The following is a 21756-nucleotide window of genomic DNA, read 5'->3' as shown; positions in this document are numbered from 1 at the left end:
ACCACGCCCCGTAGAATCGAAACGACACCCGGCACGACCGCCGGGTGGTGACCCGAGGAGCCACCCTTGGCTGCTGAGCTGCATGTCGAGCTGGTCGCCGCGGACCGCAGTGTCTGGTCCGGCGAGGCCACCCTCGTTGTCGCGCGTACGACGTCCGGCGACATCGGCGTCATGCCCGGTCACCAGCCGCTTCTGGGTGTGCTGGAATCGGGCCCCGTGACGATCCGTACGAGCGACGGCGGGACGGTTGTCGCCGCCGTGCACGGCGGTTTCATCTCGTTCGCGGACAACAAGCTCTCGCTGCTGGCGGAGATCGCCGAGCTGGCTGACGAGATCGATGTCCAGCGCGCCGAGCGTGCGCTGGAGCGTGCGAAGTCGGACACGGACGCGGGCGCCGAGCGCCGCGCGGACGTGCGACTGCGTGCGGTGGCGGCGCACTGAGCGTCCCCACGAGGAGTTCTTGACTCAGCCGCGGCCCGAACTGGAGAGATCCAGACCGTGCCGCGGCTGAGGCGATGCAGGTGCAGTGCGGTTCGGAGCGGTATCCGTTACTCGACGATGCGAGGAGGTCGGTGGAGATGGTCCTCGCGTTGTGGGTGGGCGGTCTGGTCGTCGTACTGGTCGCGGTGGGTCTGTTCGTCTTCGGCCTCCGCCGGCGGCTGATCCAGCGTTCCGGCGGAACCTTCGACTGCAGCCTGCGCTGGGACGTGTCCGAGGAACCGGACCCCTCCGGCAAGGGCTGGGTGTACGGCGTCGCCCGTTACAGCGGTGACCGCGTCGACTGGTTCCGGGTCTTCTCCTACTCGCCCCGCCCGCGCCGTGGCCTGGAGCGTTCGGCCATCGAGGTGGTCGCACGCCGGCTGCCCGAGGGCGAGGAGGAGCTGGCGCTCCTGTCCGACTCCGTCGTGCTCGGCTGTCTCCACCGGGGGACGCGCCTGGAGCTGGCGATGAGCGAGGACGCCCTCACCGGCTTCCTCGCGTGGCTGGAGGCGGCACCGCCCGGCCAGAGGGTCAACGTGGCCTAGACAGAGGTTTCTCGCTGGTCGAGGCCCCTCGGACTCCGTCCGGGGGGCCTCTGCCGTCCGTCGTCCGCGCGGCTGTCTACCGCGAGGCGAAAGTGGCGACCACACCCCGGACGGTCGTCCCGTCGGGCCAGGTCCACCCCGCGACAATGCCCGCGGACGAGCCCTCCGGGGTCTCGGCGGGCCGAAGGATCCGGTTGACCCGTACGTCCGCCCCGTCCCCGGGCCCCGCCGGGTGCACGGCGACGGAGGGGTCGGCGGTGTCGCTCTCACTCCGGTGCTGCGGAGTCGCCTCACCGCGCAGGAGCGCTCGAAGCTGTTCCACGACCACAGGGTCCCGCACTCCGTCGTAGATCCACCGGGTCCCGAGCACACCGTGCTCGGAGGTGCCGATCAGGGCCGTGCCGGGGACGCTCTCCGGGGCCGCGCCCCGGTAGCTCATGGGCACCAGGTACGCCACCGGCCGCTCCGCGGCGGTGTCCACCACGATCATGATCTCGATCCCGACCTCCCCCTCCGGATCGTCCAGACGGAAGCCGCCGGCCACGGCGAGCTCCGGTGCCTTCGCGTCACCCACGTACCAGCTCTGCTCCGGGAGCCATCCGGCGAGCAGTTCCAGCTTGGTGGGTGCCATGGTCGTGCGGTGGATGGAGGCCACATGAGCTCCTTCGACGGGGCAGGGTCCGCCCTACGGCAGGACGTGACCGAACCTACAAGAGTCCACGGACGTCTTCAGAGGGCCGGAACGCGAAAACCGGGGAGACAGGGGGCGGACCTGTCTCCCCGGCGCTTTACGGGGGGTGGCGGCCGCCGCGTAGGGGCGGACCGGGGCGGCCGTCGTGAACGGGCTAGTTGAGGCCGTTGTCCATCGCGGTCACGAGCTCGCCGTTCGCGGTGTCACCGCTGAACTCCCAGAAGAACGCTCCGCCCAGGCCCTGGCCGTTTGCCCAGGCCATCTTGGACGTGATCGTCGCGGGGGTGTCGTAGCTCCACCAGTTGGTGCCGCAGTGGGCGTAGGCGGTGCCGGCGATCGTGCCGGTGGCGGGGCAGCTGTTCTTGAGGACCTTGTAGTCCTCGATGCCCGCCTCGTATGTGCCGGGGGCCGCTCCGGTGGCGGTGCCGCCGGGGGCGGCCTGGGTGACGCCGGTCCAGCCGCGGCCGTAGAAGCCGATGCCGAGCAGCAGCTTCTTGGCCGGGACGCCCTTCGCCTTCAGCTTGGCGATGGCGGCGGCGGAGTTGAAGCCGTCCTGCGGGATGCCGGCGTACGAGTTCAGCGGGGAGTGCGGGGCCGTCGGTCCCTTGGCCGCCCAGGCGCCGAAGAAGTCGTACGTCATCACGTTGTACCAGTCCATGGACTGGGCCGCGCCGGCGTAGTCGGCCGCGTCGATCTTGCCGCCGGTGGAGCCGTCCGCGGTGATCGCGGCGGTGACCAGGTTGCTCGCCCCGAACTTCGACCGCAGGGCCGAGGCGACGTTCTTCAGTGCGGCCGGGCCGCTGGTGTCACAGGTGAGACCGCAGGCGTTGGGGTACTCCCAGTCGATGTCGATGCCGTCGAAGACATCGGCCCAGCGCGGGTCCTCGACCAGGTCGTAGCAGGACTGGGCGAAGGCCGCCGGGTTCTGGGCCGCCTGCGGGAAGCCGCCGGACCAGGTCCAGCCGCCGAAGGACCAGAGGACCTTGATGTGCGGGTACTTGGCCTTCAGCTTGCGCAGCTGGTTGAAGTTGCCGCGCAGCGGCTGGTCCCACGTGTCGGCGACGCCGTCGACCGACTGGTCGGCGGTGTAGGCCTTGTCGTAGTCGGCGTAGGAGTCGCCGATGGTGCACTTGCCGTTCTGGACGTTGCCGAACGCGTAGTTGATGTGCGTGATCTTCGCGGCGGAGCCCGAGGTCACCAGGTTCTTCACGTGGTAGTTGCGCCCGTAGACGCCCCAGTTGGTGAAGTAGCCGAGGTTGACCTTGTCACCCGTGCCGGGGCCCGGGTCGGTGGTCCCGGTGGTGCGTACGGCGACCGAGGAGCTCACCGGGCCGGTCTGGTCGGCGGTGTCGCGGGCCTGCACCGTGTAGGAGTAGTCCGTGCCCTTGGTGAGGCCGCTGTCCGTGTACGTCGTCGTGGTGACCGTCGCGACCTTGGCGCCGTCGCGCAGGACGTCGTAGTTCTTGATGCCCTTGTCGTCCGTGGCGGCGCTCCAGCTGAGCTTCGCCGAGGTGTCCGTCACGTTGCTCGCGGTGGGGGTGCCGGGCTTGGACGGGGCGGTGTCGCCGGGGACCGTGGGGCCGCCGTCACAGGAGGCGCCGTTCAGCTTGCAGCCCGTGGGCGAGCCGTTGCCGGTGCCGTTGAAGCCGAAGCTGACACTTGCGCCCGGAGCGACCGAGCCGTTCCAGCCGAGGTTCTTCGCGGTCCAGTGGGTTCCGGAGCTGGTGACGGTGGCGTCCCAGGCGGAGCCGGCCGCGGTGCCGGAGGGGAAGTCCCACTCGATCGTCCAGGAGGAGAGAGCGGTGGTGCCCGTGTTCTTGACCGTCCACTGGCCCTCGAAGCCGGTGCCCCAGTCGGACTTCTTGACGTAGGTGGCGGTCGCGGAGGTGGCGGCCTCGGCGGGGGAGGCCAGGCCGACCATCGCGGCGAGGGGGAGCAGCAGTGCGGTGAGACCCGCGACCGTCCTGGATCTCGTGGCTGAGCCGGTTCCGCGTCTCCATCTGAGTCGGGACCGGCGTACGGGGTTGTCAGTGCTCAACGGTGCTCCTCGGGTGAGGTCCGGCAAACGGGGATCTGACCCTGCGTCGCCCTGAGCCCGCTTTGTCATGGCGTACTCACCGCAGCGTGTTCGGTGAGATTAGGAAGGTCTGGACCAATCGTCAAGAGGTCCAGACCAAAGATCCCCGTCCGGAGTCAGAGACCCAACTCCTGCGCGAGCATCGCCGCTTGGACCCTGTTGCGCAGCTCCAGCTTCGCCAGCAGCCTGCTGACGTGCGTCTTCACCGTCGCCTCGGCCATCGAGAGGCGCACCGCGATCTCCGCGTTCGACATCCCTTCGCCGAGACAGCCCAGCACCTCGCGCTCGCGGCGGGTCAGCGTGTCGAGGGCCGCCGGAGCGGGTCCCGACGACCTGCGGGCGGAGGAGGAAGCGGCGAACTCCTCGATCAGCCGCCGCGTCACGGCCGCGGCGATCAGGCCCTCGCCGCGCGCCACCGTGCGGACCGCCTCGATCAGGTCCCCGGCGTCGGTGTTCTTCAGCAGGAAGCCCGACGCACCCGCGCGCAGTGCCCCGAAGACGTACTCGTCCAGATCGAAGGTCGTCAGCACCAGTACGTCCGCCAGCCGCTCCGTCACGACCTGCCGCGTCGCGGCGACCCCGTCGATCCGGGGCATCTGCACATCCATCAGCACCAGATCGGGCCGCAGCTCCCGGGCCAGCCGTACGGCCTCCTCCCCGTCGGCGGCCTCGCCCACGACCTCGATGTCCCGCGCACTGCCCAGGATCAGCACCAGTCCCGCGCGTACGGCCGACTGGTCCTCCGCGACCAGCACCCGGATCGTCATGTCCCGTACGTCCTCTCCTCGACGGGCAGTTCGGCCCGCACCAGCCAGATCTTGATGCCGTCACCCCCGGGTCGCGGGCCCGCCCCGATCGTCCCGCCCAGCAGCGCCACCCGCTCCCGCATCCCCACCAGGCCGGTGCCCGAACCGGGCACGCGCGGCCCCGGGCGGTCGCCCAGCGCACTGCTCACCTCGACGGTGAGCACCTCGCGCGTCCGCCTCAGCCGGACGGTCACCGGCCCCGGAGCCGCGTGCTTCAGCGCGTTCGTCAGCGATTCCTGGACGATGCGGTACGCCGCAAGCTCCACCGGTGCGGGGAGCGGCCCGGTCTCCTCACGGCCGTCGTCCAGGGTGACGACGAGGCCGCTGGAGGCGGAGTTCGCGTCGGCCTGTCCGACGAGGGCGTCCAGGGAGGCCAGGGTCGGTGCCGCGCTCGGCGGCTCGTCCGCGCCGCTCTCCCGCAGGAGTCCGATCAGCCGCCGCATCTCGGCGAGCCCGTCGACGCTGTTCCGCCGGATCACCCCCAGGGCGTCGTGCGAGGTGCCGGGGTCGCCGATCGAGAGCGCGGCGGTGGAGTGGATGGCGATGGCGGAAAGGTGGTTGGCGACGACATCGTGCAGTTCCCGGGCCATCCGCGACCGCTCACCGGTCACCGCCTGGACCCGGTCCATCTCGGCGAGCAGCGCGGTCTGGTCGGCGCGCAGACGGGCAGCCTCCGCGGCGTCCCGGTGGTTGCGCACGCTGACACCGGTGAGAGCGGGGCCGAAGGAGACCATGCCGACCACGATCCCGATGAGCACGGCGTCCGCCGACGGGGCCCAGGCGATGAAGCCGACCGTCGTGGCGACCGTGGCGAGCAGGGTGATCACCGGAATGCGGCGGGAGGCCGTGGGGGAGCCGTACAGCACCGCCGCGTACACGAGGTCGGTGAACATCAGCAGGGTCGCGAGGCTGCCCACGGTGAACTGGTCGGCCACCAGCGCGAGGGTGCCGGCCGCGAGGGCGGTGACCGGGGCGCGGCGCCGCAGCAGTTCGAGGGCGGACATCACCACGAGCGGAAGGAGGGACACCCAGGGGGCGTCGAAGAGCCGGCCGTTCTGGATGTGGATGCCGATCAGCCACAGGACCACACCGCCGGACAGCCCGGTGGCCGCGAGCAGGACGTCGTCACGATGCGGGCGCGCAAAGGAGAACACTCCCTCATCCAACACGGCGCCGGGCCGCGGCACGTCCGTACCCGGAGTGAGGCGCCGCTACATCGAAGGATGCAGTCACGTCTCGTCACTGCCGACGACGATCCGGCGCCGTACGGGCGGGAGTCTGGAGGGGACGGAAGGAGAAGCGCCGTGATCGTCACACTGATCGTGCTCTGCGAGGTCGGCTTCTGGGTCCTGCTGGCCGCCGGACTCGCCCTGCGCTACGTCGCGAGGAAGCCCCGGCTGGGCGCCGCCGTGCTGCTGTGCGAGCCCCTGCTGGAGGTCGTCCTGCTGGTGGTGACGGCCATGGACCTGAAGAACGGCGCCGAGCCGGGACTCAGGCACGGCATCGCCGCCGTCTACATCGGCTTCACGGTGGGGCTCGGCCACTCCACCGTCACATGGGTCGACGCGAGGGTCGCCCACCGCTTCGCCGGCGGCCCGCCGCCCGTGAAGCCCCCGAAGTACGGGATGGCGCGGGCCGCCCACGAGTGGCGCACCGCCGCCCGGTGGACCGTGGCCGCGGTGACGGCCATGGCCCTGCTCCAGGCGGCGGTCTGGTACGTCGGCGGGGACGGGAACACCGAGTCGCTGCGGATGTGGCAGCAGAAGATGCTCTGGGTGATCGGGATCAACCTGGTCATCGCCGGCGGCTACACGGTGTTCCCCAAGCAGGAGCCCAGGGACCGGGTCGGCGCCGGCCGCTGATTCAGCGCTCGCCGCCCGGCACCCACAGCACGTCGCCGAGCTCCTTGTTCGCCGTCCTGGCGAGGATGAACAGGAGGTCGGAGAGGCGGTTCAGGTACGTCGCCGTCAGGGCGTTCATGACGTCGCCGTGGACCTCCAGCGCCGCCCAGGTGGACCGCTCCGCGCGGCGGACGACCGTGCAGGCCTGGTGCAGCAGCGCCGCCCCCGGTGTGCCGCCCGGAAGGATGAAGCTGCGGAGCTTCTCCAGCTCCTCCAGGAAGGTGTCGCAGTCCGCCTCCAGCTTGTCGACGTAGGACTGCTCCACGCGAAGCGGCGGGTACTCCGGGTTCTCCACCACGGGCGTGCACAGGTCCGCGCCCACGTCGAACAGGTCGTTCTGCACACGGACGAGGACCTTCACGACGTCCTCGGAGAGGCTCCCGAGCGCGATGGCCGTACCGATCGCGGCGTTGGCCTCGTTGGCGTCGGCGTAGGCAGAGATCCGCAGATCGGTCTTGGCGGTCCGGCTCATGTCGCCGAGGGCGGTGGTGCCCTTGTCGCCGGTACGGGTGTAGATGCGCGTCAGATTGACCATGGGGCCAGCGTAGTTACGCTCCGGCCCCGCGGAAGACGCGCGTGCCGACCGTCACAGCCAGCAGGGCGAACGCCAGGGCCACCAGGACCCCGTACAGCATGTGCGCCGTGGCGTACGAGCCGATGTACGCGTCCCGCACCGCGTCCACCAGGTAGCGGAACGGCGTGAAGTGCGACAGCACGTCCAGCCACGCGGGACCGAGGGTCATCGGCAGCATCAGGCCGGAGAGCAGCATGGCCGGCATGGTGATCGAGTTGATCACCGGCCCGAACTCCTGCGGCGTACGCACCTTCATGGCGAGGGCGTACGACAGCGAGGCGAGCGAGACGGTCAGCAGGCCTACGAACGCGAAGCCGATGAGCACTCCGGCCAGCGGCGCGCGCAGCCCCATGACCAGCGCGGCGAGCACCAGCAGCACGGCCTGGAACATGAACAGCAGGGCGTCCCGCAGGACCCGTCCCAGCAGGAGTGCCAGTCGGCTCACGGGGGTCACACGCATGCGTTCCACCACCCCCGTGGACTTCTCGATGATGATGGAGAAGCCGGCGAACGAGGCGCCGAAGAGGCCCAGTTGAAGCAGCAGCCCGGGGACCAGGACCTGCCAGGAGTCTCCCGTGGAGCCCAGGGGGAGCTCCGTGAGGAGCGGGCCGAAGAAGAGCAGGTAGAGCAGCGGCATCAGGATCCCGAAGAAGATCTGGAACCGGGAGCGCACGGTCTGCCGGAGGTACCGGCCGAAGATCAGTGAGGTGTCGTGGAGAAGCATCGGGCGTCCTATGCGGCGATGGGGGCGGCCTCGGCGGCGGCCGGAGCGCGGCCGGTGATCGCGAGGAAGGTCTCGTGGAGCGACGCGTCCGGCGAGCCGGCGTGTTCGGTCTTGAGTGCGGCCGGGGCGCCCTCGGCGACGACCAGGCCGCCGTCGATGACGACCAGCCGGTCCGCGAGGGTGTCGGCCTCGTCGAGGTGGTGGGTGGTGAGCACGACCGTCGTGCCGAAGTCGTCCCGCAGCCCCCGGACCAGGTCCCACAGGTCCTCCCGGCTGCCCGGATCGAGTCCGGTCGTCGGCTCGTCGAGGAAGAGCAGGGGTGGGCGGTGGGTGAGGCCCATCGCGATGTCGAGGCGGCGGCGCTGCCCGCCGGAGAGTGCGGCCGTCCTGCGGTCGAGCAGGCCGTCGAGGCCGAGGCGCGCGGCCAGTTCGGCCGTCCGCGTGATCGCCTCGGCCTTGCTCAGCCGGTACAGCCGCCCCTGGGTGACGAGCTCCTCCCGCACCGTGATGTGCGGATCCACCCCGCCCGACTGGGCGACGTAGCCGCACTTCTCGCGGACCCCCGCGGGGTCCGCGGTCAGGTCGCGGCCGGCCACGGTGGCAGCTCCGCCGGTGGGGGCGAGCAGCGTGGTGAGCATCCGCAGGGTGGTGGTCTTGCCCGCGCCGTTGGGGCCGAGGAGACCGACGATCTCGCCGGGCAGGACGGTCAGGTCGACCGAGCGCACGGCGTGGACGGGTCCCGCCTTGGTCGTGAAGGTCCGGGCCAGCCCGGACGTGCTGATGATGGCCATGGCGACCACAAAAACAGAGGTACCCCAAAAATGCAATGACTCCAAAATTACAGAGACCCCATCGGCTGCGTAGGATGGGGCCATGACCGAGGGACTCAGGGAGCGGAAGAAGCGTCGGACCAGGCAACACCTCTCGGACGTGGCCACCGGGCTCTTCGTGGAGCGCGGCTTCGACGCGGTCACGATCGCCGAGATCGCCCAGGCCGCGGACGTCTCCGTCAACACCGTGTACAACTACTTCCCCGCCAAGGAGGACCTCTTCCTGGACCGCGGCAGCGGCATCGTCGACCGGCTCTCGCGCTACGTCCGGGGCCGCGAGGCGGGGGAGTCCGCTGCCGACGCCGTGCTGCGCGAGCTGCGCATCCAGGTGGAGGGCGTCTCGCCCACGGTCGGCCTCATGGAGGGGTACGCGGCCTTCATGAGGGTCATCGAGGGTGCCGACGGCCTCAAGGCCCGCCTCTGGCACATCCAGCAGGAGGCCCAGCTCCACCTGGAGGCGACCATGCGGGCGGAGTCCGGGGCGGATCCGGACGACCTGGCCCCGGATCTGGTGGCCGGTCAGCTCTCCTGGGTGCACAGCACCCTGATGGCGTACATCGGCGGCGAGATGGTGGCGGGCCGCAAGCCGGACGAGGTCTCCCGCGACGCGCTCGCCCTGCTCGACGGCATGGAGGACCTCCTCGGCGAGAAGGTGCTCAACTACGCACGACGCGCCGCCGCGTGACACCGGACGGTGTGATGTCCGTCATGTGAGACGTGACGCGCATCTCTTCAGGGCCTCAGGGCCCCTCACGGGTACTAATCTCCGCCGGAGAGATGCGAACGACCGAGAATGCATAGGGGTGCGAATCGTGGCCAGGAAGCTCGCCGTCATCGGCGCCGGACTCATGGGGTCCGGTATCGCGCAGGTCTCCGCCCAGGCGGGCTGGGACGTCGTGCTGCGCGATGTCACCGACGAGGCGCTGGCCCGCGGGCGCGGCGGCATCGAGGCCAGCTACGGCAAGTTCGTCGCCAAGGGCAAGCTGGAGGCGGCCGACGCCGAGGCCGCGCTCGCCCGGATCACCACGACCACCGACCTCGACGCCGTGGCCGACGCGGACGTGGTCGTCGAGGCCGTCTTCGAGAAGCTCGAGGTCAAGCACGAGATCTTCCGCACGCTCGACAAGGTCGTGCGGGAGGACGCCGTCCTCGCCTCCAACACCTCCGCCATCCCGATCACCAAGATCGCGGCCGTGACGGAGCGCCCGGAGCGCGTCGTCGGGGTGCACTTCTTCTCGCCGGTCCCGATGATGCAGCTCTGCGAGCTCGTGCGCGGATACAAGACGAGCGACGAAACCCTCGCCACCGCCCGTGAGTTCGCCGAGTCCGTGGGCAAGACCTGCATCGTCGTCAACCGTGACGTCGCGGGCTTCGTCACCACCCGGCTGATCTCGGCGCTGGTCGTCGAGGCGGCCAAGCTGTACGAGTCGGGCGTCGCCTCGGCCGAGGACATCGACACCGCGTGCAAGCTCGGCTTCGGCCACGCGATGGGTCCGCTCGCCACGGCCGACATGACCGGGGTGGACATCCTCCTGCACGCCACGGGCAACATCTACACCGAGTCCCAGGACGAGAAGTTCGCCGCTCCCGAACTGATGCGCCGGATGGTCGACGCAGGTGACATCGGCCGCAAGAGCGGGCAGGGCTTCTACACCTACTGATCACGACCGGGGCCCCGGGCCGCTCGACCTGCCGTCGCGCGTACCCGGGGAACCGGGATCCCGCGCCGCCAGTCGCACGGATCCGACGCGCACGACCGGTCCGGCTTCACCCCTCGGGGTGAATTCGGTACCGGTTCGCTTACAGACGGCAACTTCCCTGTCGCCGCGGCAGTCAGTTGTGGCAGAGGAAGAAAGAGAAAACAGACAGACCGACCTTGCTACGGAGTACTTCCGGGGAGCGCATATGCACATCAGGGGCGACCACGCCGAGCTGCTCGTCGGGGGCCGCCTCGACGTCCGAAGCGCGGCGGACGCCCGTACGGTTCTGCACTCGGCCGTCGACGACGGAGCCGGCGACCTCGTGCTGAACCTGACCGAGCTGGACTCCTGGGACGCCACCGGCCTCGGCGTCATCATGGGCGCCCACCGCAGAGCCGGGCGGGCCGGCCGGCGGCTGGTCCTGCGCGGGGTGCCGCCGCAGATGCAGCGGCTGCTGGTGGCGACCAGACTGCACAGGATCCTGGCCATCGAGGGCGGGATCGCCGCCGACTCCCTGCCGCGCGTCTGAGGCGGCCGCCGGCGGCGGCGGGCCGTCGGTGACCCACGCACAATCCTCACGAGAACGTGACGTCCCAGGCGGCGCGGCCCCCCGCCGGTTCGTAGATACTGTGCGAAGGTTTAGGGTTCGGCCGTCTGCCGATCGACGAGGACCCACTGGCGGACACCGGACCGGGAGCGACAGCGGGGCGTGCGAGGCCGGAGGGGGCAACAGCACACCGCGCGTCTTGGGGGTTTTGAAGATGGACCCGACCAACCGGGGACCGGAAGAGTACGGCCACGGAAACGACCGGTCCGGTGACGACGGCGGGCGCCGACGGCAGTCACGCGATCCGCTGACGCCCGACTTCGGGCACCAGGCGCCGCAGCAGTCACGGACCGTGCAGCTGATATCGGGCGACTTCCTGCTCACCGTCAATCCGGTCGACGGCAGCGAGATCGAGCCCTGCAGACCGGGGGAGCGGCCCGACGCGCCCGTCCGGCACACCGCCGCCCAGCGCGTGGAGCGCGAGCGCGCCGCCGCGCCGCCCGTCCCTCCGGGGCCGCCCGCCCCGCAGATGCCCCTCCTGGAGCGCCAGGAGGAGCGCGAGCGGCTGGTACGGATGCTGGCCCGCGGCCGCTCGGTGTGCCTCACCGGACCCGCGGGGTCGGGCCGCACGGCCCTCCTGGACGCCGTGGCCGCCGACTGCGCGGACCTGGCCCCGGACGGCGTCGTACGGCTCTCCGGGTACAAGCGGACCGTCACCGAGCTCCTCCACGGGCTGTTCGAAGCCGTGTACCGCTCCCCGCTGCACCGCCCCGACCGTGAGGGCCTGGCCGCCCTCGTCCACGGGATCGGCGCCGTGGTCCTCGTCGACGACCTGGAGCTCGGCGGTGCCGCGCTCCAGGAACTCCTCGACGCCACCCCCGAGTGCGCCTTCCTCCTCGCCGCGGCCCCTGACATGTCCGCGCAGACGGCCGAGGCGAACCTCGAAGAGGTGGCCCTCACCGGCCTCGGCCGCAGCGCGTCGATCGAGCTCATGGAGCACGTCGTGGAGCGCGCGCTCACCGACGAGGAGGCGAACTGGGCGGGAGACCTCTGGTTCGAGTCCGAAGGACTCCCGCTCCGGTTCGTCCAGGCCGGCGCCCTGCTGCGCCAGCGCGACGACCGGAGCATCGGCCAGGAGACGACCGACGGGTACGACGACGACCCCGACGACACGCCCTTCGGCCGGCCCGAGCCGGCCGGCTTCCCGCTGCCCAGTCTCGGTGAGGGCGCGGCGCCCGCCGCCCTGCTCGCCTCCCGGCTGAGCGAGGCGGCCAGGGAGACCCTGCGCTTCGCGGTCGCCCTCGGCGGTGAGGTGCCCCACCAGGCGCATCTGCCGGCCCTCGTGGGGGACACCCACGCGGACGCCGCGCTGGGAGAGCTCGCCGGCAGCGGCCTGCTCTCCCCGGCGGGCCCCCGCTACCGGCTGGCGGCCGGAGTCCTGGCCCAGCTGGAGGCGAGCGGATACGGCGAGGACGCGGACGCCCACGCCCGCGGCGCCGCCCAGCACTTCACCTGGTGGGCGGGGCACCCCTCGGTCACCCCGGAACGCGCCGTCGCCGAGGCGGACGCCGTCCTCGCCTCGATGGTCCGCCTCGTGCCCGGCGAGACCCCGGGGCAGGCCAGCGTGGCCGTCCTCCTCGCCCGCAGCGCCGCCCCCGCCTTCGCGGCGGGCATGCACTGGGGTGCCTGGGAGAAGAGCCTCAGGACCGGCCAGGAGGCCGCGCGGATCGCCGGCGAGGTCGCGGAGGAGGCCTACTTCCACCACGAGTTGGGCGTACTCGCGCTCTGCACCGGCCACCTGGACCGGGCCAGGGCCGAACTGGAGGTCTCCATCGGCATGCGCGGGGCGCTCGCCGACAAGCCCGGTGCGGTGGCGGGGCGCCGGGCTCTGGCCCTCGTCGCGGACCGCTCCGGCGAACCGGTGCACAGCACCCCGGCGGCCGAGGAGGTGCCGGCCCCACGCCACGACGCGTCGGCCGTGCCTCCCGCCGGCACCCCCTCGGCCGCACCCCTCTTCCCCCGGGTGCACGAGACGTCCGCGACCCTGGTCACCCGTCAGGCCCCGCGGGCCGCGGGTGCGCCCGGCGGGCGGGACGGACTGCTGCGGGGTGCCCGGCGCAATCTCGTCGCCGTGGGAGCGGGGGCGCTGCTGGCAGCGGTCCTCGGCACGGTGGTGACACTGGGCGCCACCTCGGGGGGCGGCGAGGAGCCGGAAGGGCAGAACGTCACCACCGAGCAGTCGGCGACCGAGGACGACGGCGAGGGAGGCCTTCCCGCGGACGAACCGGCCGAGGGCGAGGCCACCGACGGGGGGAGCGCGGGGGGAGCCTCCGAGTCCCCCGGCCCGTCCGGCACTCCCGGCCCGTCCACGAGCGGTACGCCGTCCCCGGGTGCCTCGGAGACCGGCGCGAGCCCGTCGGGCACCCCGTCGAGCGGCAGCCCGAGCGACCGGCCCACGGACGGCAGCCCCTCAGCGACGAAGAAGCCGACGAAGCCCCCGACCACCCCGACGACGAAGCCGCCGACCACGCCTCCCACCGAGCCGACCCCCACGGAGACGACCCCGACGGAGACGCCGACGGAGACCCCGACGGAGCCGGAGACCTCCAACTCGGCGAGCGGCCCCGCGGAGACCGTCACCGCGTCGGCGACCGAGGACCTGCCCGCCTCGCCCACGACGGCCTGAACGCACGGACGCCGTACGGCCCCGGTTCAGGGCCGTACGGCGTGGTGGAGGCCCTGAGCCGGTGCCCGCACGGTGTGACGGAGGGGACGGCGCCCGGGGTCAGAACAGCCGCAGCTTGTCGTCCTCGATGCCGCGCATCGCGTCGTAGTCGAGGACCAGGCACCCGATCCCGCGGTCCGTCGCCAGCACCCGGGCCTGAGGCTTGATCTCCTGCGCGGCGAACACGCCCCGCACCGGCGCCAGATGCGGATCGCGGTTGAGCAGTTCCAGATAGCGGGTCAGCTGCTCCACGCCGTCGATGTCGCCCCGCCGCTTCAGCTCCACGGCCACCGTCGCGCCGTCCGCGTCCCGGCACAGGATGTCGACCGGACCGATCGCGGTCGGGTACTCACGGCGGATCAGGGTGTAGCCCTCGCCGATCGTCTCGATGCGGTCCGCGAGCAGCTCCTGGAGGTGCGCCTCCACACCGTCCTTGATCAGCCCCGGGTCGACACCCAGTTCGTGGGACGAGTCGTGGAGGATCTCCTCCATCGTGATGATCAGTTTCTCGCCCGCTTTGTTCACCACGGTCCAGACGCCCTCGTCGTCGTCGGCGCCCTCTTTCAGGGTGCACGGCGGGGACATCCAGTTGAGCGGTTTGTACGCCCGGTCGTCGGCGTGGATCGAGACGCTGCCGTCCGCCTTCACCAGGATCAGACGGGGGGCGGAGGGCAGGTGGGCGGTGAGCCGGCCCGCGTAGTCGACGGAGCAACGGGCGATGACGAGACGCATGGTCCGCAACGCTACTCGACGACCCGTGGTCCACGCGATTCCCGCCCTCCTCGTCCGGTACGGCCCTTGACGTACGCCGATCGGTCTTGCCCCTCTTTGCGACCGTTCGTTATTGGCCGGTTGTGTTCCCAATCTCCTGGTGCGGCCCGGACTGCGCCCTTACCGTGGAAGCAGGAGGTCGCCGCCTGTGTACGCAGCGTCGCCGTCCTGTCTTGCCCGTAGGGCCCCGGCCACCCGTCGGGGCCGCGAGAGGAGAACCCATGTCGCTCGACGTCTCACCGGCGCTGTTGGAACAGGCCGAGCGAGGCGAGGTCGACGAAGCCGACTTCGTCGACTGCGTCCGGACCTCCCTGCCCTACGCATGGGAGATGATCAGCTCGCTGGTGGCCCAGCTGAAGGTCGACGGCGGAGAGTTCGCCGACAACCAGACGCCCCCGCCGGACGAGCAGGCACGTGGTCAGCTGCTGCGTGCGCTCGCGAGTGATGCGATACGCGGCGCGCTGCAGCGGCACTTCGGGGTGCGTCTGGCATTCCAGAACTGCCACCGCGTCGCGGTGTTCCCGCTGGACGCCTCGGTCGACGAGCGACTGGCCCGATTCACCTCGGTGAGGGGCCAGTTGCTCAACCAGTCGCCCGAACTGCGGGACTGCTGAGCGCTTCTGCTGCCGCTCCGGGCCGCGGGAGGTGCAACTGGCTCCGGGGCGGCAGCCCTCGTACCACCGCACCACCAGGACCACCAGCGTGAACGTGTCACTCCAGCAACGGCAGCACTTCCGTGCCCAGCCGCTGCACGTTCGTCTCCGTCGCCGCGAGATCACCCGACCCCTCGACCATGAGGGCGAACCGGGTGATGCCCGTGCGCTCCGCCGTGGCCGCCAGCCGGTCCGCGGCGAGTCGCGGCGGGCCGACCGGATGAAGGCCGCAGAGGAACTCCGTGTACGCGACGGGGTCGCGCATCACCCGGTGCCGTCCGTCGACCGTCACATGGGCGTCGAGCCCCTGCCGCAGCCAGCCCGGCATCGCCTTCACGAGCGTCTCCACGGCGTCCGCGGGACGGTCGGCGATCTGAGCCACCCCTGCGGACACATGTGCTACCCGCTCCACGACCTCCGCCGGCTGGCCGGCCTCCCGGGCCGCCGAGCGCCACAGGGCGACCATGCCGGCCTTCTCCTCGTCGCCGCAATGCATTCCGAGGAGCATCGGCAAACCCTTTCCAGCGGCGAGTTTCACGCTTTTCGGGGACGTGCACGCGACGACCACTTCGGGGCCCGGCGGACCGTCCCCGAGGAGCTCGTCGGCCCGGGGCACGACGGCCACCTCGCGGAAGCCGAAGCGCTCCCCGCTCCCCGCCACCCGGGGCTTGCCGAGCCAGTCGAGCAGGAGGTCCAGCGACTCGGGGAAGCCGTGCTCGTACGCCTCGAGCCCGCCGCCGAACACCTCCAGATCGACCCAGGGGCCGCCGCGCCCCACCCCGAGGGTGAAGCGGCCGCCGCTGGTCAGGTGCAGCAGCGCGGCCTGCTCGCCGAGCATGACCGGGTGCAGGCTCGGCAGCACGCTCACCGCCGTCCCCACACGGATTCTGCGGGTGCGGCCGAGCAGCAGGGCCGCCAGTGTCGTGGCGGACGGGCACACCCCGTACGGCACGAAGTGATGTTCCGCCAGCCAGACGGAATCGAGCCCGGACTCCTCCGCCACCTCCGCGGAGCGGACGGCCCGGTGCAGGGCCTCACCCTGTCCCTGGCCCGGAAACTGAGCTGCCAGTACGAACGTTCCTACGCGCATCGCCTTCTGCCTCCTTACGGCCGACGCGGCTGTCCCCCACTGGCAACAACGTCTGACACGTGCCAAAGGCACGGTCCCCGGCGAAGTTGTTGCGATTTTCCGGTAACCCACCCGCCCCACCGGCGCTCTCGCGTCACACCCGACACCTGCCCGCTGCCGATGCCTCTAGGCTGGACGGAACGAACTGCCCGTACCGCCGCCCCGTGAGGTGTCCCGTGTCCCCGCGCCGCAACCGCCCCCGAGGCGGCGAGAGTCCCACCGGCAACCCTCCCGAGGCGGGGGAGCGGTACGGCGGGGGCGGTGCCACGGAGAGCTGGCAGGGCGAGGAGTGGTCCGTGCGCCCGGTGAGCGGCGCGAGCTCGGTGGGCAAGCGCTACCGGTGCCCCGGCTGCGACCAGGAGATCCCGTCCGGGGTCCCGCACCTCGTCGCCTGGCCCGAGTTCGGCGGGATCGACGACCGCAGGCACTGGCACAAGGCCTGCTGGAACGCGAAGGACCGCCGCACCACACGGGTGCAGCGGTCCAGGAACGCTCCGCGGTACTGAGAGTCAGACGTCCCGCCGGTCCAGCGACACCAGGGCGGCGGCCATGGCCGCCGCGGTGACGCCGAGGATGATCCAGAGCGGCTCCCAGCCGGTCGGCCCCGACGTGGTGACCGACGCGTCGTACATCGCGCCGAGCTGGTTGGGGATGGAGTACTCGAAGAGCGCCTCCTGCACGGCGGAGAGCGTCGGCGAGAACATGAACATCGCGAGGACCAGCGGGAGCAGCACCACCGCGATCATGATGGTGATGGCGCCGGCCGAGTGCCGGATGAGCGTGCCGAGCGCGAGCGAGAGCAGCCCGAGCGTCGCGACGTAGAGGCCGACCCCCACCGTCGAGCGCACCCAGGTGGCCCCGTCCGCCGTGGCGCCGTCCAGCATGGCCGTCTGCAGGACACCGACGACCCCGGTGGTCACCGTGGTGATCGTGAACGCCAGCAGGAAGAAGACGACCGACTTCGCGATCAGCATCCGCGCCCGGCTCGGGCACGCGGTCAGTGTCGTGCGGATCATCCCGGTGCCGTACTCGGACGCGATGGTCAGCACACCGAGCGTCATCACACAGATCGAGCCGAGCAGCACGCCGAAGAAGCCGAGGCTGAGCACGGGCGTCCCGTCCAGGTCGGCCTCCGACACGCTCACGGCGAACGCGGTGAGCAGGCCGATGCCGATCAGCAGCACGATCATCACGCCCAGCGTCCACATGGTGGAGCGGACCGAGCGGATCTTCGTCCACTCGGAGGCGATCGCGTCACCGAGGCCCGGGGTGCGCACCGGAATCGGAGAGGCGTACAGGCCCGCCTGGCCCGCCCAGCCCTGCTGCGGCTGCTGGTACGGCGTCTGCGGGGCCTGGTGCGCCTGCGTCTGCGGGGGCGGCGGAGGCATCGTCATCGGGAGTCCTCGCTGGTCTCGCGCTCGGTACGGTCCACGGGTGCGGGTGCGGGTGCGGGTGCGGGTGCCGGTGCCGGTGCGGCGGCGTACGGGTTCTGTCCCGGGGGCGGCGGGGCGTACCAGCCCTGCTGCGGGACCTCGGGCGGGGGCTGCGGCGCGTGGGCGGACGGTCCGTAGGCCGCCTCGTAGCCGGGCTGTCCGAAGCCGGGCGGCGGCAGCTGGAGCCCCGCCTTGGCGTCCGCCGTCGAGCGGTAGTCCACGGCGCCCTGCGTCATCCGCATGTACGCCTCCTCCAGGGAGGCCTGGTGAGGCGAGAGCTCCCAGAGCCGGACGTCCGACTCGTGCGCCAGGTCGCTGATCCGGGGCAGCCCGAGCCCCATGACGCGCAGGGCGCCGTCGGCCTCCGGCATGACCCGGCCGCCCGCCTCGGTCAGGGAGGCCGTCAGCTTCTCCCGCTGCTCCGGGCGCTCCGCCGCGACCCGCACACGGGCGAAGTCGGCGGAGTTGGCCGAGATGAAGTCGGTGACGCTCATGTCGGAGAGCAGCTGTCCGCGGCCGATCACGATCAGATGATCGGCGGTGAGCGCCATCTCGCTCATCAGGTGGCTGGAGACGAAGACCGTGCGCCCCTCGGAGGCCAGCTGCTTCATCAGGTTGCGGACCCAGAGGATGCCCTCGGGGTCCAGCCCGTTGACGGGCTCGTCGAAGAGCAGCACCTGCGGATCGCCGAGGAGCGCCGCCGCGATGCCGAGCCGCTGGCCCATGCCGAGGGAGAAGCCCTTGGACCGCTTCCCCGCGACGTCCTGCAGCCCGACGACGCCCAGGACCTCGTCCACCCGCGCCGCCGGGATGCCGGCCAGCTGGGCCAGGCACAGGAGGTGGTTGCGGGCGCTTCGCCCGCCGTGCACGGCCTTGGCGTCGAGCAGGGCCCCCACCTGGCGGGGTGCGTTGGGAAGACTGCGGAAGGCGTGTCCGCCGATCGTCACGTGCCCCGACGTGGGCCGGTCCAGACCGAGCATCATGCGCATGGTGGTGGACTTGCCCGACCCGTTGGGACCGAGGAACCCGGTCACGGCACCGGGCCTCACCTGGAAGGACAGGTTGTGCACGGCCGTCTTCGCGCCGTAGCGCTTGGTCAGGCCGACTGCCTCGATCATTCTCCAGCCCCATCGACTTATCTGTCGTCGGGGCCCAGGCCTCCGGCCGCGCGCCCCCGTAAGAGTTAGGAGGATAACCAGGCGCGGGTGGTTCCGGCCAAGCCGTTCCCCGGAGCGCCGGTGTCCGGAACCGGACTCAGGCGTCCCGCTTCTTCAGGACGAGATAGCCGCCGAGCAGCGCCGCCACCACCCACAGCACCATGATCCCGAGCCCCGCCCAGGGACCGTACGGTGCCGGGTCGCTGTTCAGGGCGTCCGGGACCACCTGCATGATCTTGGACCCGGCCTGGTCGGGGAAGTAGCGGGCCACGCTCTTGGCGCCGGGGACGGCCGAGAGGATCTGCGAGACGAGGAAGAAGAACGGCATCAGGATGCCGAGCGACAGCATGGAGCTGCGCAGCATCGTGGCCACGCCCATGGAGAAGACCGCGATCAGGCCCATGTAGATGCCGCCGCCGAAGACCGCGCGCAGCACGTTCTGCGCGCCGATGTCCGTGCCGCGGTCACCGAGCAGGGCCTGGCTGAGGAAGAAGGTCACGAAGCTCGTGGCGATCCCGACCACCAGGGCGAGGACGCCCGCCACCGCGATCTTGCTGAAGAGGAACGACCCGCGCTGCGGCACGGCCGCGAGCGAGGTGCGGATCATGCCGGAGCTGTACTCCGTGCCCACCACCAGGACGCCGAAGACGACCATCGCCAGCTGGCCGAGGACCATCCCGGAGAAGCTCACGAACGTCGGGTCGAAGGTGGCCTGCTCTGCGGCCGAGAGGTCGTCGAACTGGCTGTTCAGCAGAGCGCTCAGGGCCGCGCCCATGGCGACGGTGACGACGAACGCGCAGATCAGCGTCCAGGTGGTCGAGGAGACCGTACGGATCTTGGTCCACTCGGAATTCAGGACCGCGGGTACCGATGCCATCGCCGTCACACCTCCTTCGTGCCGTCGGCGGCCGTGCGGCCGGCCGGCTGCTGCTGGTTCCACCCGTCGCCCCAGTGGGGGCCCACCGGAGGCGGCGGTGCGCCGTCACGCTCGGAGTGGGCGTGGTACTCGACCGAGCCCGCGGTCATCTGCATGAAGGCGTCCTCCAGGGAGGCCCGCTGGGCGCTGAGCTCGTGCAGCACGATCCCGTGCCGGCCGGCGAGCTCACCGAGCCGCTCCGGGGCCTCGCCGTCGATCTCCAGGGTGCCGTTGCCCGACTCGACTGCGGCGACGCCCTCCGCGTGCAGCAGATCGCGCAGACGCTCCTGTTCCGGGGAGCGCATCCGCACGTAACTGCGGGAGTTCTCGTGGATGAAGTCGGCCATCGAGGTGTCGGCGAGCAGCTTTCCCTGCCCGATGACGATCAGGTGATCGGCGGTCAGCGCCATCTCGCTCATCAGGTGGGACGAGACGAAGATCGTCCGGCCCTCGGCGGCGAGGGTCTTCATCAGATTCCGGATCCAGTGGATTCCCTCGGGGTCCAGACCGTTGACGGGTTCGTCGAACATCAGGATCTCGGGGTCACCGAGGAGCGCGGCCGCGATGCCGAGCCGCTGGCCCATGCCGAGGGAGAAACCCTTGGACTTCTTCTTCGCCACCGCGCTCAGGCCGACCGTGTCGAGCACGTGGGAGACCCGGCTCGCCGGGATGCGGTTGCTCTGGGCGAGACACAGGAGGTTGTTGTACGCGCTGCGGCCGCCGTGCATCGACTTCGCGTCGAGCAGCGCCCCGATGTGCTTCAGCGGTTCCTGGAGCTCGCGGTAGGGGCGGCCGTCGATGCGCACCGTGCCGCTGGTCGGGTTGTCGAGGTCGAGCATCATCCGCATCGTCGTGGACTTGCCCGCCCCGTTCGGTCCGAGGAACCCCGTCACCATGCCGGGCCTGACCCTGCATGACAGACGGTCGACGGCAACCTTGTTGCCGAAGCGTTTGGTGAGGCCGTCGAGCTCGATCATGCGTTCACGCTAGAGCCGCCGCGCGCCCGGCGCCACCACAAAGGCGGAACCGGGCGCGTAAAGGGGTACTGCTGGTGTACGTGCCGCCGGTCAGCGGGTCTGCTGGGCGGGGACCCCGCGGGTGGCGGAGTCGTCCTCGGCCGGGGAGCCCGCGGCGGCGACCGCGGCGCCCGTCAGCGTCGCCAGCATCTCGCGGACGTTGGTCAGCTGGGCGTTGATCGAGTCGCGGCGGTTGGTGAGCGCCGCCAGCTCGCGCTCCGACTCGCTGCGGATCCGGTCGGCCTTGGCGTTGGCGTCCGCCACGATGTCCTCGGCCTGACGCTGAGCCGTCTCCACCGTCTGACGGGCGCGGCGCTCGGCGTCCGTACGGAGCTTCTCGGCCTCCAGGCGGAGCTGCTCCGCGCGGTGCTCGATCTCCGCGAGGCGCTTCTCGGCCTTCGCCTGGCGGGACGCGAGGTCGCGCTCCGACTGCTCACGGCGCTTGGCGAGGTTCGTCTCGAAGTCAGCCGCGGCCTGGGCGGCCTTGGCGCGGGTCTCCTCGAAGAGGGCGTCCGCCTCCTCGCGCTTCTGCTGGGCGTCCTTCTGGGCGTCGGAGCGGAGCGTGCTCGCCTCGCCCTTCGCCTTCTCGACGATGCGGACGCCCTCGTCCTCGGCCTTCGACTTGCGCTCCGCGGCGAAGGTCTCCGCGTCGTTGCGCACCTGCTGGGCGGCCGACTCGGCCAGCTCGCGGTGCTGCTCGGCCGCGCGGCGGGCCTCCTCGCGCAGGTCCTTCGCCTCCTCCTCGGCGAGGCGGAGGATCTTCTCGACGCGGGCACCGAGACCGGCGTACGACGGCTCGGCGTCGTTGACCTGGGCCTGGGCGTTCTGCGTCTCGAGGTGGAGCTCCTCGATGCGCTTTTCCAGAGAGGTGATACGGGCGAGAGCACTGTCACGGTCGGCGACGAGTTTGGTAATGCGGTCGTCCACCTGACCGCGGTCGTATCCACGTCGCACGAGCTCGAAGCCGAAGGGGGAGGAAGGGTCGCTCATGGGGTTCCTGTCGAATGAGACCGGTGAGGTGTTAGAGGGAATCCTAGGGGCCTGGGCGGCGTGTCAACGTGAAGATGCCGCTTTGGTATGG

At 71.1% G+C, this 21756-nt stretch carries 23 protein-coding genes; 9 read left to right on the top strand and 14 right to left on the bottom strand.

Annotated features, from left to right (window positions below):
* Positions 1-66 precede the first annotated feature (66 nt).
* Positions 67-441: a F0F1 ATP synthase subunit epsilon gene (locus ACIRJR_RS27560; protein ID WP_014154046.1), complete on the top strand. Its 375-nt coding sequence runs from the start codon at positions 67-69 to the stop codon at positions 439-441.
* 137 nt (positions 442-578) lie between these two features.
* Positions 579-1025: a DUF2550 domain-containing protein gene (locus ACIRJR_RS27555; protein WP_014154045.1), complete on the top strand. Its 447-nt coding sequence runs from the start codon at positions 579-581 to the stop codon at positions 1023-1025.
* A 76-nt stretch (positions 1026-1101) separates the two neighbouring features.
* Here the strand turns inward: ACIRJR_RS27555 and ACIRJR_RS27550 are convergent, their stop codons facing one another.
* The 4 genes from ACIRJR_RS27550 to ACIRJR_RS27535 all read right to left on the bottom strand — a co-directional run bounded on the left by ACIRJR_RS27550 (position 1102) and on the right by ACIRJR_RS27535 (position 5753).
* Entirely contained in the window at positions 1102-1680 is a 579-nt protein-coding gene (locus tag ACIRJR_RS27550; protein ID WP_403785419.1) for a 1,4-alpha-glucan branching protein, read from the bottom strand.
* A 190-nt stretch (positions 1681-1870) separates the two neighbouring features.
* Positions 1871-3754, bottom strand: a complete 1884-nt coding sequence (locus ACIRJR_RS27545; protein WP_403785416.1) for a glycosyl hydrolase family 18 protein — start codon at positions 3752-3754, stop codon at positions 1871-1873.
* 155 nt (positions 3755-3909) lie between these two features.
* Positions 3910-4560, bottom strand: a complete 651-nt coding sequence (locus ACIRJR_RS27540) for a response regulator (protein WP_403785414.1) — start codon at positions 4558-4560, stop codon at positions 3910-3912.
* A complete protein-coding gene (locus ACIRJR_RS27535) occupies positions 4557-5753 on the bottom strand; it encodes a sensor histidine kinase (protein WP_403785412.1) in 1197 nt (398 codons plus the stop codon). Before ACIRJR_RS27535 ends, ACIRJR_RS27540 begins: the two co-directional genes overlap by 4 nt.
* Positions 5754-5903: 150 nt before the next feature.
* On the opposite strand from ACIRJR_RS27535, the gene ACIRJR_RS27530 reads away from it, so the two are divergent.
* Positions 5904-6461, top strand: coding sequence for a hypothetical protein (locus ACIRJR_RS27530; RefSeq protein ID WP_403785410.1), 558 nt, complete (start codon positions 5904-5906; stop codon positions 6459-6461).
* Position 6462: 1 nt separating this feature from the next.
* Here the strand turns inward: ACIRJR_RS27530 and ACIRJR_RS27525 are convergent, their stop codons facing one another.
* Genes ACIRJR_RS27525 through ACIRJR_RS27515 form a run of 3 tightly spaced genes read right to left on the bottom strand, consistent with a single transcriptional unit; the run spans position 6463 to position 8589 of the window.
* Positions 6463-7035, bottom strand: a complete 573-nt coding sequence (locus ACIRJR_RS27525; protein WP_403785408.1) for a cob(I)yrinic acid a,c-diamide adenosyltransferase — start codon at positions 7033-7035, stop codon at positions 6463-6465.
* 13 nt (positions 7036-7048) lie between these two features.
* The gene (locus ACIRJR_RS27520; RefSeq protein ID WP_403785406.1) at positions 7049-7798 is read right to left on the bottom strand and encodes an ABC transporter permease; all 750 of its coding nucleotides are present in this window, start codon (positions 7796-7798) and stop codon (positions 7049-7051) included.
* 8 nt (positions 7799-7806) lie between these two features.
* Complete coding sequence (locus ACIRJR_RS27515; protein ID WP_403785404.1) at positions 7807-8589, bottom strand: ABC transporter ATP-binding protein; 783 nt, start codon at positions 8587-8589, stop codon at positions 7807-7809.
* A gap of 82 nt (positions 8590-8671) precedes the next feature.
* Between ACIRJR_RS27515 and ACIRJR_RS27510 the strand changes: the two genes are divergently transcribed.
* From ACIRJR_RS27510 to ACIRJR_RS27495, 4 genes are all read left to right on the top strand, one after another.
* Complete coding sequence (locus tag ACIRJR_RS27510; RefSeq protein WP_403785401.1) at positions 8672-9313, top strand: TetR/AcrR family transcriptional regulator; 642 nt, start codon at positions 8672-8674, stop codon at positions 9311-9313.
* A gap of 127 nt (positions 9314-9440) precedes the next feature.
* The gene (locus tag ACIRJR_RS27505) at positions 9441-10289 is read left to right on the top strand and encodes a 3-hydroxyacyl-CoA dehydrogenase family protein (RefSeq protein ID WP_031091501.1); all 849 of its coding nucleotides are present in this window, start codon (positions 9441-9443) and stop codon (positions 10287-10289) included.
* 244 nt (positions 10290-10533) lie between these two features.
* Positions 10534-10857, top strand: coding sequence for an STAS domain-containing protein (locus ACIRJR_RS27500; RefSeq protein WP_403785399.1), 324 nt, complete (start codon positions 10534-10536; stop codon positions 10855-10857).
* 232 nt (positions 10858-11089) lie between these two features.
* A complete protein-coding gene (locus ACIRJR_RS27495; RefSeq protein ID WP_403785396.1) occupies positions 11090-13561 on the top strand; it encodes an ATP-binding protein in 2472 nt (823 codons plus the stop codon).
* Positions 13562-13660: 99 nt separating this feature from the next.
* Here ACIRJR_RS27495 and nucS read toward each other — a convergent pair whose 3' ends face one another.
* Positions 13661-14332, bottom strand: coding sequence for an endonuclease NucS (gene nucS, locus ACIRJR_RS27490; protein WP_403785394.1), 672 nt, complete (start codon positions 14330-14332; stop codon positions 13661-13663).
* Positions 14333-14592: 260 nt separating this feature from the next.
* Between nucS and ACIRJR_RS27485 the strand changes: the two genes are divergently transcribed.
* Positions 14593-14985, top strand: a complete 393-nt coding sequence (locus tag ACIRJR_RS27485; protein ID WP_030971516.1) for an SCO5389 family protein — start codon at positions 14593-14595, stop codon at positions 14983-14985.
* Positions 14986-15082: 97 nt separating this feature from the next.
* On the opposite strand, the gene ACIRJR_RS27480 is transcribed toward ACIRJR_RS27485, so the two are convergent.
* The gene (locus ACIRJR_RS27480) at positions 15083-16114 is read right to left on the bottom strand and encodes an LLM class flavin-dependent oxidoreductase (RefSeq protein WP_403785391.1); all 1032 of its coding nucleotides are present in this window, start codon (positions 16112-16114) and stop codon (positions 15083-15085) included.
* A gap of 215 nt (positions 16115-16329) precedes the next feature.
* Between ACIRJR_RS27480 and ACIRJR_RS27475 the strand changes: the two genes are divergently transcribed.
* Positions 16330-16659 (top strand): ATP/GTP-binding protein, encoded by a 330-nt coding sequence (locus tag ACIRJR_RS27475; RefSeq protein WP_403785389.1) that lies wholly within the window; start codon positions 16330-16332, stop codon positions 16657-16659.
* Positions 16660-16662: 3 nt separating this feature from the next.
* On the opposite strand, the gene ACIRJR_RS27470 is transcribed toward ACIRJR_RS27475, so the two are convergent.
* The 5 genes from ACIRJR_RS27470 to ACIRJR_RS27450 all read right to left on the bottom strand — a co-directional run bounded on the left by ACIRJR_RS27470 (position 16663) and on the right by ACIRJR_RS27450 (position 21665).
* Entirely contained in the window at positions 16663-17547 is an 885-nt protein-coding gene (locus ACIRJR_RS27470; RefSeq protein WP_403785386.1) for an ABC transporter permease, read from the bottom strand.
* Positions 17544-18704 (bottom strand): ABC transporter ATP-binding protein, encoded by a 1161-nt coding sequence (locus tag ACIRJR_RS27465; protein ID WP_403785384.1) that lies wholly within the window; start codon positions 18702-18704, stop codon positions 17544-17546. The genes ACIRJR_RS27470 and ACIRJR_RS27465 overlap by 4 nt, the downstream gene beginning before the upstream one ends.
* Positions 18705-18840: 136 nt before the next feature.
* Complete coding sequence (locus ACIRJR_RS27460; protein ID WP_403785382.1) at positions 18841-19620, bottom strand: ABC transporter permease subunit; 780 nt, start codon at positions 19618-19620, stop codon at positions 18841-18843.
* Between the two features lie 5 nt (positions 19621-19625).
* The gene (locus ACIRJR_RS27455) at positions 19626-20636 is read right to left on the bottom strand and encodes an ABC transporter ATP-binding protein (RefSeq protein ID WP_403785380.1); all 1011 of its coding nucleotides are present in this window, start codon (positions 20634-20636) and stop codon (positions 19626-19628) included.
* A 90-nt stretch (positions 20637-20726) separates the two neighbouring features.
* The gene (locus ACIRJR_RS27450) at positions 20727-21665 is read right to left on the bottom strand and encodes a cellulose-binding protein (protein WP_403785378.1); all 939 of its coding nucleotides are present in this window, start codon (positions 21663-21665) and stop codon (positions 20727-20729) included.
* Positions 21666-21756: the final 91 nt, after the last annotated feature.

Origin of the sequence: Streptomyces sp. NPDC102402 (assembly GCF_044765765.1) — a bacterium.
GTDB lineage: Bacteria > Actinomycetota > Actinomycetes > Streptomycetales > Streptomycetaceae > Streptomyces.
The sequence above is the reverse complement of the archived record's forward strand: the minus strand, read 5'-3'. Positions and strand labels throughout refer to the sequence as shown.

Excerpts from the sequence above, each read along its gene's own strand:
- ACIRJR_RS27525 (WP_403785408.1), bottom strand. The coding sequence starts at position 7,035 with ATGGTCAATCTGACGCGCATCTACACCCGTACCGGCGACAAGGGCACC.
- ACIRJR_RS27465 (WP_403785384.1), bottom strand. The coding sequence starts at position 18,704 with ATGATCGAGGCAGTCGGCCTGACCAAGCGCTACGGCGCGAAGACGGCC.
- ACIRJR_RS27495 (WP_403785396.1), top strand. The coding sequence starts at position 11,090 with ATGGACCCGACCAACCGGGGACCGGAAGAGTACGGCCACGGAAACGAC.
- ACIRJR_RS27485 (WP_030971516.1), top strand. The coding sequence starts at position 14,593 with ATGTCGCTCGACGTCTCACCGGCGCTGTTGGAACAGGCCGAGCGAGGC.
- ACIRJR_RS27510 (WP_403785401.1), top strand. The coding sequence starts at position 8,672 with ATGACCGAGGGACTCAGGGAGCGGAAGAAGCGTCGGACCAGGCAACAC.
- ACIRJR_RS27480 (WP_403785391.1), bottom strand. The coding sequence starts at position 16,114 with ATGCGCGTAGGAACGTTCGTACTGGCAGCTCAGTTTCCGGGCCAGGGA.
- nucS (WP_403785394.1), bottom strand. The coding sequence starts at position 14,332 with ATGCGTCTCGTCATCGCCCGTTGCTCCGTCGACTACGCGGGCCGGCTC.
- ACIRJR_RS27520 (WP_403785406.1), bottom strand. The coding sequence starts at position 7,798 with ATGCTTCTCCACGACACCTCACTGATCTTCGGCCGGTACCTCCGGCAG.
- ACIRJR_RS27555 (WP_014154045.1), top strand. The coding sequence starts at position 579 with ATGGTCCTCGCGTTGTGGGTGGGCGGTCTGGTCGTCGTACTGGTCGCG.
- ACIRJR_RS27455 (WP_403785380.1), bottom strand. The coding sequence starts at position 20,636 with ATGATCGAGCTCGACGGCCTCACCAAACGCTTCGGCAACAAGGTTGCC.
- ACIRJR_RS27470 (WP_403785386.1), bottom strand. The coding sequence starts at position 17,547 with ATGACGATGCCTCCGCCGCCCCCGCAGACGCAGGCGCACCAGGCCCCG.
- ACIRJR_RS27460 (WP_403785382.1), bottom strand. The coding sequence starts at position 19,620 with ATGGCATCGGTACCCGCGGTCCTGAATTCCGAGTGGACCAAGATCCGT.
- ACIRJR_RS27515 (WP_403785404.1), bottom strand. The coding sequence starts at position 8,589 with ATGGCCATCATCAGCACGTCCGGGCTGGCCCGGACCTTCACGACCAAG.
- ACIRJR_RS27450 (WP_403785378.1), bottom strand. The coding sequence starts at position 21,665 with ATGAGCGACCCTTCCTCCCCCTTCGGCTTCGAGCTCGTGCGACGTGGA.
- ACIRJR_RS27540 (WP_403785414.1), bottom strand. The coding sequence starts at position 4,560 with ATGACGATCCGGGTGCTGGTCGCGGAGGACCAGTCGGCCGTACGCGCG.
- ACIRJR_RS27500 (WP_403785399.1), top strand. The coding sequence starts at position 10,534 with ATGCACATCAGGGGCGACCACGCCGAGCTGCTCGTCGGGGGCCGCCTC.